Origin of the sequence: Mesorhizobium tamadayense (assembly GCF_003863365.1) — a bacterium.
GTDB classification, from domain to species: Bacteria; Pseudomonadota; Alphaproteobacteria; order Rhizobiales; family Rhizobiaceae; genus Mesorhizobium; species Mesorhizobium tamadayense.
Genome location: NZ_RQXT01000001.1, coordinates 99,213 through 113,273, shown reverse-complemented (window position 1 = coordinate 113,273; position 14,061 = coordinate 99,213). Strand labels below are relative to the sequence as shown.

The following is a 14,061-nucleotide window of genomic DNA, read 5'->3' as shown; positions in this document are numbered from 1 at the left end:
CAGCCCGCTCTTCATTTCAGTATGTCGCCCCTGAAGCCGTAAGGCAGCATGTCGCCCATGGTGACCGTCTCGACCACGCCGCCATTGTCGCAGAGATAGAGCTTGGTCTCCGGCCGGCAGAACTCCGCCAGCCGCTGCCGGCAGCCGCCGCAGGGCGAGCATTTGGCCATGCGCTCGGCAATCACGGCGATCTCGGTGATCTTGCCGCCGCCGCCCATGATGTAGTGGCCGAGCGCGGTGGTCTCGGCGCACCAGCCTTCGGGATAGGACGCCACCTCGATGTTGGCGCCGCTGAAGATGCGCCCGTCCTCGGTGCGCAACGCGGCACCGACGGGAAACTTGGAATAAGGCGCATAGGCCTTGGCCATCGCCGTCTTCGCCGCTTCGAACAGATCATGCGACATTCAGTTCTCTTCTCCCACGGTCTTGTTCAAAAGCCGGTTGCCGTCGAGGCCGAGCCGTTTCGGTCGTCCCGACGTCAGCGTTCCTTGACGTAAGGCACGCCGCCGGCGCGCGGCGGGATTGCCTTGCCGATGAAGCCGGCGAGCAGGACGACGGTGAGGATATAGGGCAGGGCCTGCATGAACTGCACCGGCACCTTGCCGATGAAGGGCAGCGGCGATCCTTGCAGCCGGATTGCCGCCGCGTCGAGGAAGCCGAACAAAAGGCAGGCGAACATGGCGTTGACCGGCTTCCATTTGGCGAAGATCAGCGCGGCAAGCGCGATATAGCCCTTGCCCGCGGTCATGTCCTTCACGAAGCCGCCGTTCTGCACCATCGACAGATAGGCGCCGGCGACGCCGGTAAGCACGCCGGTGCAGATCAGCGCCCGGTAGCGCAGCCAGGCGACCGAGATGCCGGCGGTGTCGACGGCGGCCGGATTTTCGCCGACCGCGCGCATGCGCAAGCCGAAGCGGGTGCGGAACAGCACCCACCAGGTGAACGGCACCATCGCGAAGGCGAAGTAGACCAGGATCGAATGACCGGAGATCAGCTCGGCGTAGATCGGCCCGAGGATCGGCACGCTGCGGACGGCTTCGGCGCCGGGCCAGACGATCGCCTCGAAGCGCTCGCCCGGCTGCAGCGCTGGCGTGCGGCCGCCTTGGCTGAACCAGGCCTGGCCGAGAATGATAGTCGAGCCGGCGGCGACGAAGTTGATGGCGACACCGGAGACGATCTGGTTGCCGCGATGCGTAATCGAGGCGAAGCCGTGCGCCATGGCGAAGGCGACCGAGATCAGGACGGCCATGCCGAGGCCTATAAGTGCCGAGTGAAAGACGGAAGCGGCGGCCGCGCCGGCGAAGGCGCCGACCAGCATCTTGCCTTCGAGACCGATGTCGAAGATGCCGGCCCGCTCTGAATAGAGACCGGCGAGACAGGCAAGCAGCAGCGGCACCGAGAGGCGGATGGTGGAGTCCAGAACCTGGACGATTGCGTTGAAACTGTCCATCTCAGGCCCCCTTCCCCTTGACCGCTTCCAGGCCGACCGCTTTCGGGCTGAATGAGGCGAACAGCGCCTGGATATAGGGCCTGAACATATGCTCCAGCGCGCCGGCGAAGAGGATGACCAACCCTTGAATGATGACGATCATGTCGCGGCTGATTGCCGGCATCTCGAAGGCGAGCTCGGCGCCGCCCTGGTAGAGCATGCCGAACAGGATGGCCGCTAGTACGATGCCTACCGGATGCAGCCTGCCCATCAGCGCGACCGCGATGCCGACATAGCCGGCGCCCGAGACGAAATCGATCGCCACATTGTGCTGGTCGCCCATCACCGGGTTGAGCGCCATCATGCCGGCCAGCGCGCCCGAGAGCATCATCGCGGTGATGATGATGCGGGTTTCCGAAATGCCGGCATAGCGCGCCGCTTTCGGGCTGTGGCCATAAGTGCGCATCTCGTAGCCGAGCTTGGTGCGCCAGATCAGCAACCAGACGAGAAAGGCCATCACCAGCGCCAGCAGGAAACAGATGTTGAGCGGTGCCGAGCGGATCTTGGCGCCGAACAATTCGATGATCCAGTTGAGCTTCGGCAATTCCGCGCCGGCGAGGAAATTGCGCGTCTGCGGCGCCTGCGATCCAGCCGGCTTCAGCGCACCGACCAGCAGATAGACCATCACCGAGGCGGCGATGAAGTTGAACATGATGGTGGTGATGACGATGTGCGAGCCGCGCTTGGCCTGCAGATAGGCGGGGATGAAACCCCAGAGAGCGCCGAACACCGCTGCGGCGACGATCGCCATTGGAAAGATCACCCACCAGGGCAGCACGCTGTCGAAGCTCAGGCAGACGAGCGCGATGCCGAGGCCGCCGATATAGGCCTGGCCCTCGGTGCCGATGTTGAACAGGCTGCAATGCGCCGCCACCGCCACCGACAGCCCGGTGAAGATGAAGGTGGTGGCGTAGAACAAGGTGAAGGCGATGCCCGTGCCCTTGCCGAAAGCGCCTTCGACCAGGATGACGGCGGCGCGGAACGGATTTTCGCCGACCAGCATGACGACGAAGCCGGCGACGATGAAGGCCACCGAGAGATTGATGAGCGGGATGAGGCCATAATCGGCCCAGGCCGGCAGCTTGGCGTAAGGCGTGCTCATTGCGCGGCCTCCTGGTGCTCGACACCGGCCATCAGGAGGCCAAGCTCGCCTTCGGTCGCCTCCGGGCCGCGCTCGCCGACGATCCGGCCGGCAAACATCACCAGGATGCGGTCGGAGAGCGAGCGGATCTCGTCAAGCTCCACCGACACCAGCAGCACCGCCTTGCCCTGGTCGCGCATGGCGATCAGCCGCTTGTGGATGAATTCGATGGCGCCGACATCGACGCCGCGCGTCGGCTGGCCGACGATCAGCACGCCCGGATCCTGCTCCATCTCCCTGGCCAGCACGATCTTCTGCTGGTTGCCGCCGGAGAAATTGGCCGTCCTCAGCTGCGGATTGCCTGGACGGATGTCGTATTTCTCGATCTTGTCCTGCGCGTCGGCCATGATGGCGTCGACGTTGAGGAACGGTCCCTTCAGGTAGCGCTCGTCGTCGTGATAGCCGAGGATCGAATTCTCGTTCTCCTCGAAGGCCAGCACCAGCCCGACATGGTGGCGGTCTTCCGGCACATGGGCGAGACCGCGGTCGCGCAACTCACCGGGGTCGGCCTTGCCGGTCAGGTCGATCGGCTTGCCGTCGAGCATGACTTCGCCCGAGACGGCATGCCGGATGCCGGAAATCGCCTCGAGCAGCTCCGACTGGCCGTTGCCGGCCACGCCGGCGATGCCGACGATCTCGCCGCCGCGCACGTCGAAGGAGACGTCGTCGACCATGGTGACGCCGCGCTGGTCCTTCACAGTCAGGTTCTTGACCGAGAGCTTGATGGCGCCGGCCTTGGCCTCGCCCTTCTCGACCCTCAAGAGCACGCGCCGCCCCACCATAAGTTCGGCCAGTTCGCCGACTGTGGTCTCCTTCGTCACCCTGGTCGCCACCATGGTTCCCTGGCGCATCACCGACACGGTGTCGGTGATGGCCATGATCTCGCGCAGCTTGTGGGTGATCAGCACCACCGTTTTTCCCTGCTCCTTCAATTGCTTGAGGATGCGGAAGAGGTGGTCGGCCTCGGCCGGGGTCAGAACCCCGGTCGGCTCGTCGAGGATAAGGATCTCGGCGCCGCGATAGAGCGCCTTGAGGATCTCGACGCGCTGCTGCAGGCCGACAGGCAATTCCTCGATGATGGCGTCGGGATCGACTTCGAGGCCGTATTCGCGCTCCAGCCGCTCGAGCTCCGAACGTGCCTTGGCGATGCTTTTCTTCAAGAGCGCATCGCTTTCGGCGCCGAGGATGACGTTTTCCAGCACGGTGAAATTGTCGACCAGCATGAAATGCTGGTGCACCATGCCGATGCCGAGCGCGATGGCGTCGTTGGAGGTGTTGATCGACACCGGCTTGCCGCCGACGTGGATCTCGCCGCTGTCGGCCTGGTAGAAGCCGTAGAGGATCGACATCAGCGTCGACTTGCCGGCGCCGTTCTCGCCGACGATGCCGTGGATGGTGCCGCGCGCGACTTCCAGGTTGATGTCGCGGTTGGCGCGCACCGCGCCAAAACTCTTGTTGATGCCTATGAGCTCGATTGCGGCTTGCGCCATGCAGCCTGTCCCACTCGTTATTTTTTTATCGCTTGGTCAAAATGCCTAGCATGATGCCCCGCCCGTGCCAATTGGCCGGAACGCCATTCACTCTCGACAAATCCCCGCGCGCTTGTCAATTTCGAAGGTGGCCGAGAGCTTCACATTCACAGAGACAGGATTTTGAATGACCATGTCTGACGATCGGCTGACGACGCTGGAAATCCGTGCAGCCGAGCAGGAAAAGACCATTGAGGAACTGTCCGGCCAGATCGCCGAGCAGTGGAAGCTGATCGAGCGCATGGAACGCAAGCTTGCCGCCCTTACCGACCGGTTCCTGGCCTTGGAGGAGCAGGCCGCTTCCGATGTGCCGGTGACCAAGCCGCCGCACTGGTGAGTGAACAAGAGCGAGCATCGGGGAGGACGCGCATGGCCGGTGAAGGAGACCGCATCGCAAGGGCCGGCGACTATGTCTTCGGCCTGATGGATGAAAGGGAGCGGGCGCGTGCCGAGCACGACCTCGAGATCGATCCCGCCTTTCGCGACGCGGTGCTGAGGCTTGCCGAACGCATGCGTGCCCTGGATCCGGCGGGAGCGTCGAACACGGCTTCGGACGAACGCTGGCGGCTTGTCCAGCGCCGGCTTGGCGAGCTGCCGCAGATGCGGCTTGCCGGCCTGGGCAATGTTGAGGCCAAGTCGCAGCCTATCGTGATCCATCGGCTTGAGCGCAAGCCCTATGGCGTCGGCCTGCATTCGCTTGGCGGCCGGCTCGGACTCGTCATTGCGATGGCGCTGCTGGCGGCGTTCGCGCTGGGCTATCTCGCCGGCACACTATAACTCTCGCACCATCAGGAGCATCGGCTCGCCGTCCTGCTCAAAGGTCTCGATCGCCGTCCAGCCGAGCGCTTCGTAGAAGGGACGCGCCTGCCAGGTGTAGAGATGGAGCTTGCTCACGCCGGCCGATACGGCATGGGCTTCGACTGTTCTGACCAGCGCCGTGCCGATGCCCCGTCCTCGATACGCCTCGTCCACGACCAGCCCGGCAAGCCAGGGCGTCAGATCATGCGCCGGGTCGATCTCGTCGCGGACGAACAGGCAGCTGCCGATCGGCGAACCATCGAGGTGAGCGACGAAGGCCGCCTCGAAGCCGTCGCCCGCGATCAGTCCGCGAAGCGCGTTCATATCCTCTTCGAGCGTCCGGCAGGTGCCCTCGAAGAACGCGACCAGGCGCAGCCTGCCGATCGCCCGGACATCGCGCTCCGTCATGGCTTCGATAGTCGGCTGCATGGATGCTTATCCAAAAAGAAACCGCCGGGCGAAGGCCCGGCGGTCGATTAATCCTGGTTCAGTTGCCGATCAATATGGGCAGGCGTTGTCCGCGGTATAATCGTGCACCTGGACCTTGCCGGCTATGATGTCGGCCTTGGCCTTTTCGACGGCGGCCTTCATCTCATCCGTCACCAGCGCCTTGTTGTTGTCGTCCATGGCGTAGTCGACGCCGCCTTCCTTGAGGCCGAGATTTTGCACGCCGCCCTTGAAGGTGCCGTTCTTGCCGTCCATGAAGGCCGTGTAGACGGCGACGTCCACGCGCTTCAACATCGAGGTCAGCACCTTGCCGGGCTGCAGGCCGTTCTGGTTGGAATCGACGCCGATGCCGAGCTTGCCGGCATCCGCCGCGGCCTGCAGCACGCCGACGCCGGTACCGCCGGCGGCGGCATAGACGACGTCCGCGCCCTGATCGATCTGCGTCTTGGCGATCTCGCCGCCCTTGGCCGGGTCGTTCCAGGCGGCCGGCGTGTCGCCGGTCATGTTCTGGATGACGTCGGTGGCCCCGGCCGACTTGGCGCCGCCGACATAGCCGCATTCGAACTTGCGGATCAGCGGGATGTCCATGCCGCCGACGAAGCCGACCTTCTTCGACTTCGACGCCATCGCCGCCAGGATGCCGACGAGGTAGGAGCCTTCGTTCTCCTTGAACACCAGCGAGCGGACATTGGGCAGGTCGACGGCATCGTCGATGATGGCGAAGTTGAGGTCGGTATATTCGGCCGCGACCTTCTTCAGCGCATCCTCCCAGGCAAAGCCGGCCATCACGATCGGGTTGCGGCCGTCCTCGGCGAAGCGGCGCAGCGCCTGCTCGCGCTGCGAGGCGTTGGAGACTTCGAACTCGACGTACGCGACGCCGGTTTCCTGCTTGAATTTCTCGGCGCCGTGAAAGGCGGCCTCGTTGAAGGATTTGTCGAACTTGCCGCCGAGATCGTAAAGGAGGGCCGGCTGGACATCCGCGGCGAAAGCCGGAAGAACCATCGCGGTTGCGGCCAGAAGGCCGAGAACGATACGTTTCATGTGATCCACACCCTGTCGGTTATTTTTCCGTTGCACCGCACGCCTGCCCGGTTCTCCGGCAGCCATGCGACGTCTGGCAGGAAGTGTATTCCCCTCCCCGCTCGCCGCCAATCTGGCACGGCCCGAAACAAAATTCACGTGGAATTTTGACCTGTTGGAAAAAGCGTCTGGGCCGGCCGTTTCGGGCGGTGCGAAACGCCCGCGTCAGTTGGTCGGGGCGAATTCGTGGCGCCGCCGCCGGTAGCCGATGGCGTAGAGCAGGAACGCCAATACCGCGAACACCGCGAACCCTGGCTGGCCGAGCACCCAGGCGACGGCGCCGTCCCAGACCAGCGGATTGGCCTTGGCGCGAACATAGGTCTCGAAGGCCGCGCGGGTGTCGGGCGATACCGCCAGCCAGCTTGCGTTGAGCGGCGTCATGACGAGCGCCGACGCAGCCACCGAGCGCGTGGTGTCGACCACCGCCATGATGACGGAAATCGATAATGCAACCATAGCCGCCAGCCGAAAGATGAAACGCAACATCCAACGCACTCCCCGAGAAAAGCTCCCGTCTGCCCCGCAACCGACATAGTGCGTGCGCAATCGCCACGCAATCGCGACACGTGATTTTGAGGCTAGCTCGTTCTTGCCGGTTTCCGCCGGTTGACCCGCCAGATGGCGGAGATTCCGCCGGCGATCGCCCCGACGATCAGGCCTGCGAGGCCGATGAAGGCAGCGAGGAACCCGCAGGCGCCCTCGAACCAGCTCATATGGGTGGCGTCGGCGATCAGCGACCCGGCGAAAAATCCGGCGCAGGCACCGATGGCGCCGCCAAGGACGATACCGAGCAGCGCGGCAACGAGCGAGACCAAAAGCGACGGGCGTTCGGTCTCGCGATTGGCATAGACGGTCTCGGCGCCGTGCCGCAGGAGGTAGATGCAGAGCAGGCCGACGGCGATCTCGGCCGCGGTGAAGCCCAGCGCTTCGGCCGAGAAGACGAAGTCGGGCACCAGAAGCGTGTGGGCCTGGCGCACGACGAGCCACAGTATGATGGCGACCTGCCAGATGATGTAGTGACGCGGGAAGCGCGCCGATCGGTTGAAGGCAAGACCGAGCAGGTAAAGCCCCCACAGGATCGTGACGAGGCCGCCGGCGAGACCGCCATAGATCAGGAAGAGCACGCTTTCCGGCAGGTTGAAGTCGCCGATCAGCCGCCAGCTCGAGATCAGGCCATAGGCCGAAAGCCCCATGACGATGATCAGCCATGCCACCGGAATGAAGGAGAGCCCGCTGTCCGGGCGGCGCGCGGGTTCCGGGTTGGTCGATGCCATGTCAGGACTATGCCCCTCGCAAAGCCCAGGCCATTCCGGGAAAGGCGCGTAGCGGTTTTCCGTCCGGAATTGCGCAGAAAACAAACATTTCAGGCAGTCGACAGGCCGCCGGGGCCGGAGTCAAGCGCAGCAAACGGCGCGATCCGGCCTGTGCACATCATTCGAACGCCGGTACCCCTTGTGGAAACACTTGCTCGAGCCATCCACGGCAAAGGCCTTTGGACCGTCACTATGGCCGTCATTATGGCTTGGCATTCGCTCTAGGATCGACTAGATGAGCCCCGCGCCTGTTTTGCGTAGACGGCTAGAGGTGCCGGGAAAGGGTTGTCCGCCGGTTGAAGGCACCCCAAATAGTCCGTTGAGGATTTCCCGAGGGAGGTGTATCTCCCCAACCCGCGCGGCGAAACCGGCCGGCGCGCAATGCAAGGACGGAGAGGTGGCCGAGTGGTTGAAGGCGCACGCCTGGAAAGTGTGTTTACGGGAAACCGTAACGCGGGTTCGAATCCCGCTCTCTCCGCCAGCTTTATCACTAATAATCATTTGATTTCAAAAACTTAACCGAACCGGCAACGCCGCAATATTGGCTAATGTGAGAGACGCAGAGAAATCTTGACCCGTGGTGCGAAAAAGCAACGCAAATACGGCTGATTGGTTATGACGTACGTGTTCTCGCAGATATGGTATTGCTCGTCCGGTGATTCCTGCACACGGTCTCGCGGAATGGTGAAATCATGCGGCAAATAGGTGTAACCGCCGTCAACCCTGGCCCGTACTGAAGATTGAGGTATGGCGCGGCAATCATAACCACCGCAACACTTGAATTTCGTCACCGGGTCAATCTTGTCTTCGTACCAATCATGGGCGGTAGCGCCCGTTGCGACGGCGATACATATTGCCGTGAAGATGAACCTTCGCATCGCATTCCTCAGACGCGGCTCATACGAGCGTCCAAGTATATTGGCGATCCGCTGAAAAGACCATTCATCTCCGAATGACCGACGTGTCCCCGGTAAACGACGGTCGCAACCGAAAGACCGCAATGGCCGTTTCCGGCCATTGAGCCTGTGCGAGATGGCTTCCTAGCCTGCCAGCAGGCCCTCGAAAGCCTTCTCGAACACCTTGGCCATCTCGGCATAGCCAGCGTCGGACGGATGCAGGCCGTCGCCGCAATCGAAGGCGGTGAGCAGCCTGGACGGGTTGGCGGGATCGGCAAGCGCGGGCTCGAAATCGACGACGGCATCGGCTTCGCCCGATGTCCTGATCCAGGCGTTCACCGCTTGCCGGTCGCGCTCCTTGGAGGGAGAGTAGAAGGTCTTTAGCGGCTGGCCTTCGAACGCGCCGCCGAAGGGCGGCAGCGTGCCGAGCAAAACCTTGATGCCGTTGAGGCGGGCGCGCGCGATCAACTGCCGGTAGGCCGCGATCAGGTTTTCGACGGCGACGGCCTCTTGGCCCCCGGCGAGCATGGTTTCCGGCCAGCCGATGTCGTTGATGCCTTCCAGCACCGATATCCACCGCACATTCGGAAAGCTCAGCACGTCGCGGTCGAAGCGGGCGAGCGCGTTGGCGCCGCGGGCGCGGTTGGCAAGCACGCGGTTGCCGCCGATCCCCTGGTTGAGGACGCCGACGCCCGGCAGCCGGCCGCTTTTCGCAAGCCGCTCCGCCAACCGGTCCGGCCAGCGCGCATTTCCGTCGACGGTCGAGCCGAAGCCGTCGGTGATGGAATCGCCGAGGCAGACCAGCGAGCCGCTGCCCGGCCCCCTCTCGACCAGGACGGCGCTGAGGAAATAACGGCTGGTCGAGATCTGCTGCACCGGCAGTTCGGCTGCGCCGGCGAAATCCCCGAACTCGGAGATGTAGGCGGTCTGCTGCGCCTCGTAATGATAGGTCTCGATCGGCGCAAAGTCGGGAAAATAGAGGCTGATCGCGATCTGCCCGAGATCGGGAACCGTGAGGTCCACGACATCGCTGAGCAACGGCGCACCGGGCGCCAGATCGGTCTGCGCCTCACCGCCAAATGTCACTCGCCGGATGGTCGCGTCGTCGACCGCGCCTTCTTTAGAGGTAAGGGCGACGGTGGCGGCGCCGATCCGGATCGGCGAGGCGCCATATTCGTTGGACAGCCTGATTCGCAACCTCTCGCCACCCGTGCTGACGCGCAACACCTGGCGCACCGTCTGCTGGTGGAAGCCATAGAGCACCGCATCTCCCGGCCAGACGTTCATCGGGCTGGCGCTCCAGGTTCCGATCCAGTGTTCCATGCTCTCCATCCCTTCGATTTCGGCGAACAGCGCCCGGTGAACACAGATAGCCGCAGCGCGCGACGCGGGCTACGCCTTCCGCGACACATACATTTTTGGCTCGCCGACCGTGAGCCGGCAGGCAAGTCCCTTGCCTTGGCGGCTGCCGGCGCGGCTGCCGTATCGGTTTTCCCGTGCGGAATCAAAAAAATACTAACACCTGCCTTGGAACGTGGTGGCTGGCCGCACAGCACCCGCCTAGCCTGAAATCGACATCAGATCGCCGGGGGAGGAGACGTTCCGGCAGATGTCCGGGGTCGCGTGCCCCGCCGAGCGACTTGGTGGAAAGTCGCGCCGGCAAAGGATTCCAACCATTTCAGGGAGCGAGACATGGGTTGCGAGACCAAGAGCTTTACGATGAACCGTCGCATGCTTTTGCAGGGCGCGGCAGCGGCCGCCGGCGGCCTGTTGCTGGCGGGAGGCGAGCGCGCCGCGGCGCAGGGCGCGGCCTCCAAGATTGTGGCCTGGGAGACCGGCTATCTCGGTTTCTTCTTCTTCGTCGTGCTGCAGGAGGCGCTGAAGCGCAAGGTCGAAGGCCTCGGCCTGGAGTTCGTCGGCAAGGACGCCAATGGCGATGCCAACGCGCAGGTCAACGACTGGAACAGCCTTCTGCTGCAGCGACCCCGCTACCTCATTTCCGACGCGCTGGACTCGGAGCTGCTCATCCCGCTGAGCAAGAAGGCGAAGTCGCTCGGCGTGCCGCTCGGCATGGTCGATACCGTACTCACCGGCGGCGAGGTGGCCGCTTCGGTTACCTTCGACAACAAGCAGTCGGGCGTCATGGCGGCGGAAAAGACCGCCGAGCTGCTCACCAAGAAACACGGCTCGCCGAAGGGCAGCGTGCTCAACAACTACGGCTCGCTGACGGCCGTCGCGTTGCGCGACCGCAAGGATGGTTTCGAGGACACGCTGAAGAGCAAGTACCCCGACATCGAGATCATCTCGCGGCCGCAGAACAACCAGCATGAGCAGGCGCTCGCCGTGGTCTCGGCGACGCTGCGCGAACGGCCGGACCTCGACGCCATCCACATGCCGACCGACATCTTCGTCGTCGATGCGCGCAAGGCGCTCGAAACGCAGAAACGACTGTTCCCGGTCGGCCATGAGAAGCACATCATCCTGACCAGCATCGACGCCTCGCCGAACGCGCTGGAATGGGTGAAGGCCGGCGAGATCGACGCCGATATCGCGCAGGACCCGATCGCCTATGTCGAGATCGTCGTCGACCTGCTGGAAGAATACACGCTGAAGGGCAAGCCGGTTCCGACCGGGCCTTACGAGAACAAGAAGTATTTCTGGGAGAAGGGCACGATCGCCGACAGCCCGTCCGGCCCGCTGCTCACCATCCCGCCCTACTTCCTCACCAAGGAAAACGCCGACGATCCGCGCCATTGGGCGAATGTCGTCACCCAGGTTTGGAAGATGCAGCAGAACGCCGGCTGATATTTCAGCCGACCAGAAGGGTGGGGACGCGCCGTCGCGTTCCCACCCCATTTCGAGATTACCGGTTATTCCAATGGTCATCGCCGACGGCACGATCGTGCCCGATAGTCTTGTGCCGGACAGCGCCGACGCTGTTCTGACCGTCGACAACGTCTTCAAGCGCTTCGGCCCGCTTGCGGTGTTGGACGACGTCTCGCTGACCGTCACGAAAGGCGCGATCCATGGCCTGCTCGGCAAGAACGGCGCCGGCAAGTCGACGCTGTCCAACATCATCGCCGGCCTTTTGCGCCATGACGGCGGTACCGTCCTGTTGAACGGCGAGGACGTGTCGGCCCTGCCGCTGACGGCGCGCAAGAAGCGCGGGCTCCATCTTCTGTCGCAGCATTCGGAGATCTTCGAGGACCTCTCGATCGGCGAGAACCTCTTGCTGCCCGATCTGCCGAGGCGCCTTGGCCTGACCACCTGGCCCGCGCTGCATCGCCTGGCGGGGAGCCTGCTCGAAAGCCACGGCATGCCGGTCGACCCGAGGCGGCGCGCCGGCGATCTCGGCGCCAGCGACCGGCGAAGGCTCGCCATCATCAAGGCGGTGGCGGCCGAAGCCTCACTGATCATACTCGATGAGCCGACGGCGGGCTTGGCGGCAGCAGAACGGCTGCACCTTCTGGAGTGGGTCGAGAGCCTCACCGAAAGAGGCACGTCCTTCATCTACATCTCGCACCACAATGACGAAGTGCGGCAGCTCTGTTCGGAATACACGGTGCTGCGCGATGGCAAGGTCACCGCCGGCGGCAAGGCGGCGGAGCTGTCGGCCGACGCCATGGCACGCGTCATCACCGGTGCCGACGTCACCGAATTCCACCGAATTCGCGAGGACCACCCCGCGGCAATCGAGCTCAGCGGGCTTGTCTTTGCAGGCGGCGGGCCGGTCGATCTCACGATCGGCCGCGGCGAGATCGTCGGCCTGGTCGGCCTGCTTGGCGAAGGGCCGCAGGAGCTGATGCGGGCGATGGGCGGCCTGCTGCCCATTGAAGCCGGCGCTGTTGTCATCGATGGCCGCCAGGCGCGCCTCGGCTCGCCGGGGCAGAGCCTCGGATCGGGCGTCGCCTATCTCACCCACGACCGCATCGGCGAGGGCCTGGTCGGCTCGATGTCGGTGACGGAGAACCTCAACCTCGGCAACTGGCCGCGGTCGCTCGGCTGGCTGGTGAGCGGCGCCGGCATGAACCGCCGCATGCGCGAGGCGCGCGGCGCCATGGATATCGTCATGGGCGGCGGCAGCCAGGAGATCGGCGAATTGTCGGGCGGCAACCAGCAGAAGGTGCTGCTCGGCCGGCTGCTGGAACGCAAGCCGAGGCTGCTCCTGCTCGACGAGCCGACCGTCGGCGTCGACGTCGCCGCCAAGGAACAGATCCACCGCCTGATTGACGATGCGACCAGGAAGGGCGTCAGCGTGCTGCTGCTGGCGCAGGACCCGGAGGAGATGCAGCGCCTCGTCGACCGCGTGGTGATCTTCTCCAAGGGCCGGATCGCGCGAACGCTCAGGGCGCCGAGATAACCATCGATGCGACCGCCGAAGCGAGAACGGCGCGATGACAGGGGCAGTATAGGAAATGGCCAGCAAGAAATTCCTTCTCGACAATGTGGTCTGGATCCTGATCGTCGTGTTCAGCATCCTCGCCGGCTTCCTCAACCCGTTCTTCCTTTCGGAAGGCAATCTGCAGAATGTGCTGGTGCAGGCGACCACGCTGGGCGTGCTGGTGCTGGCGGTCTCTTTCACGCTTTTGATCGGCGAGATCGATCTGTCGGTGGTCGGCAATCTCGTCTTCTCCAGCATGGTCGGCGCCTACGCCATGCAGCAGTTCGGCGTCCACTGGACGCTGGCCGTCCTCATCACCATCGCCGCAGGCGTCCTCGTCGGCCTGCTCAACGGCTACTTCGTCGCCTATCTGCGCATGAACTCGCTGATCGCGACGCTGGCGATGGGGCTTTTCCTGCAGGGCGCGGTGCTTGGCGCCACGCAGGCGCGCACAATGGTCGTCACCGATGAAGGGTACAGCTACATAGGCAGCGCCACCATCGGCAATTGGCCGGTGATGCCGATCGCGCTGTTCGTCGCCTATCTGCTGGCCCATATCGTGCTTGCCTATTCGGCCTGGGGCCGCAACCTTTACGCCACCGGCGGCAACCGCCGGGCGGCGAATGCCGCCGGCATCAACGTCAAGCGCGCGAGACTCGGCGCCTTCATCGCTTCCGGCTTTCTTGCCGGACTCGCCGGCTTCCTCTACACCTCCTATCTCGGCGGCGTCAGCGTCACCGTCGGCAGCACGACGCTGCTCTATGCCGTGGCAGCACCCGTCATCGGCGGCGTCTCGCTGTTCGGCGGGCGCGGCCGCGTCATCGGCATGCTCGGCGGCACGCTGCTCATCACCGTCATCCAGACCGGCCTTCAGCTCATCAATGTCTCGGCCTACTATATCCAGATGATCGGCGGCGCGATGATCCTGCTCGCGATCGCCGTCGACGCCTTCCGCATCAGGAGCGAGGAGCGCGGCATCGTTTGAGG

Annotated in this window: 14 protein-coding genes and 1 tRNA gene; 6 read left to right on the top strand and 9 right to left on the bottom strand. The window is 64.0% G+C overall.

The genetic code is table 11. From position 1 onward, the window contains the following. Positions 1-11: 11 nt before the first annotated feature. The 4 genes from cdd to EH240_RS00635 form a co-directional block, all read right to left on the bottom strand. Positions 12-404, bottom strand: coding sequence for a cytidine deaminase (cdd, locus tag EH240_RS00650; protein WP_124995486.1), 393 nt, complete (start codon positions 402-404; stop codon positions 12-14). 74 nt (positions 405-478) lie between these two features. Further along, entirely contained in the window at positions 479-1,450 is a 972-nt protein-coding gene (locus tag EH240_RS00645) for an ABC transporter permease (protein ID WP_124995485.1), read from the bottom strand. 1 nt (position 1,451) lies between these two features. Then, on the bottom strand, positions 1,452-2,591 hold the full coding sequence (locus EH240_RS00640; RefSeq protein WP_124995484.1) for an ABC transporter permease: 1,140 nt from the start codon (positions 2,589-2,591) through the stop codon (positions 1,452-1,454). Then, a complete protein-coding gene (locus EH240_RS00635) occupies positions 2,588-4,120 on the bottom strand; it encodes an ABC transporter ATP-binding protein (protein ID WP_124995483.1) in 1,533 nt (510 codons plus the stop codon). Before EH240_RS00635 ends, EH240_RS00640 begins: the two co-directional genes overlap by 4 nt. Positions 4,121-4,286: 166 nt before the next feature. On the opposite strand from EH240_RS00635, the gene EH240_RS00630 reads away from it, so the two are divergent. Next, positions 4,287-4,496 carry a SlyX family protein gene (locus tag EH240_RS00630; RefSeq protein WP_124995482.1) on the top strand — a complete coding sequence of 70 codons (210 nt, stop codon included), beginning with the start codon at positions 4,287-4,289 and terminating at the stop codon, positions 4,494-4,496. Positions 4,497-4,528: 32 nt separating this feature from the next. Beyond that, a complete protein-coding gene (locus EH240_RS00625; RefSeq protein WP_124995481.1) occupies positions 4,529-4,936 on the top strand; it encodes a hypothetical protein in 408 nt (135 codons plus the stop codon). On the opposite strand, the gene EH240_RS00620 is transcribed toward EH240_RS00625, so the two are convergent. The 4 genes from EH240_RS00620 to EH240_RS00605 all read right to left on the bottom strand — a co-directional run bounded on the left by EH240_RS00620 (position 4,931) and on the right by EH240_RS00605 (position 7,758). After that, complete coding sequence (locus tag EH240_RS00620; protein WP_124995480.1) at positions 4,931-5,386, bottom strand: GNAT family N-acetyltransferase; 456 nt, start codon at positions 5,384-5,386, stop codon at positions 4,931-4,933. The two genes, EH240_RS00625 and EH240_RS00620, sit on opposite strands and share 6 nt — an antisense overlap. Before the next feature lie 69 nt (positions 5,387-5,455). After that, positions 5,456-6,445, bottom strand: a complete 990-nt coding sequence (locus EH240_RS00615; protein ID WP_124995479.1) for a BMP family lipoprotein — start codon at positions 6,443-6,445, stop codon at positions 5,456-5,458. A 204-nt stretch (positions 6,446-6,649) separates the two neighbouring features. Beyond that, positions 6,650-6,970: a hypothetical protein gene (locus tag EH240_RS00610; protein WP_124995478.1), complete on the bottom strand. Its 321-nt coding sequence runs from the start codon at positions 6,968-6,970 to the stop codon at positions 6,650-6,652. Between the two features lie 92 nt (positions 6,971-7,062). Continuing rightward, complete coding sequence (locus tag EH240_RS00605) at positions 7,063-7,758, bottom strand: DUF2569 family protein (RefSeq protein ID WP_124995477.1); 696 nt, start codon at positions 7,756-7,758, stop codon at positions 7,063-7,065. Between the two features lie 430 nt (positions 7,759-8,188). Here EH240_RS00605 and EH240_RS00600 point away from each other — a divergent pair. Further along, positions 8,189-8,278: transfer RNA gene (locus EH240_RS00600), tRNA-Ser, on the top strand. Positions 8,279-8,837: 559 nt separating this feature from the next. Here EH240_RS00600 and EH240_RS00595 read toward each other — a convergent pair. Next, entirely contained in the window at positions 8,838-10,016 is a 1,179-nt protein-coding gene (locus tag EH240_RS00595; protein WP_167483885.1) for an SGNH/GDSL hydrolase family protein, read from the bottom strand. A 369-nt stretch (positions 10,017-10,385) separates the two neighbouring features. Between EH240_RS00595 and EH240_RS00590 the strand changes: the two genes are divergently transcribed. The 3 genes from EH240_RS00590 to EH240_RS00580 all read left to right on the top strand — a co-directional run bounded on the left by EH240_RS00590 (position 10,386) and on the right by EH240_RS00580 (position 14,059). Then, a complete protein-coding gene (locus EH240_RS00590) occupies positions 10,386-11,498 on the top strand; it encodes a sugar ABC transporter substrate-binding protein (RefSeq protein ID WP_124995475.1) in 1,113 nt (370 codons plus the stop codon). Positions 11,499-11,571: 73 nt separating this feature from the next. Further along, positions 11,572-13,053 (top strand): sugar ABC transporter ATP-binding protein, encoded by a 1,482-nt coding sequence (locus tag EH240_RS00585; protein WP_167483884.1) that lies wholly within the window; start codon positions 11,572-11,574, stop codon positions 13,051-13,053. A gap of 55 nt (positions 13,054-13,108) precedes the next feature. Next, on the top strand, positions 13,109-14,059 hold the full coding sequence (locus EH240_RS00580) for an ABC transporter permease (RefSeq protein WP_124995473.1): 951 nt from the start codon (positions 13,109-13,111) through the stop codon (positions 14,057-14,059). Positions 14,060-14,061 lie beyond the last annotated feature (2 nt).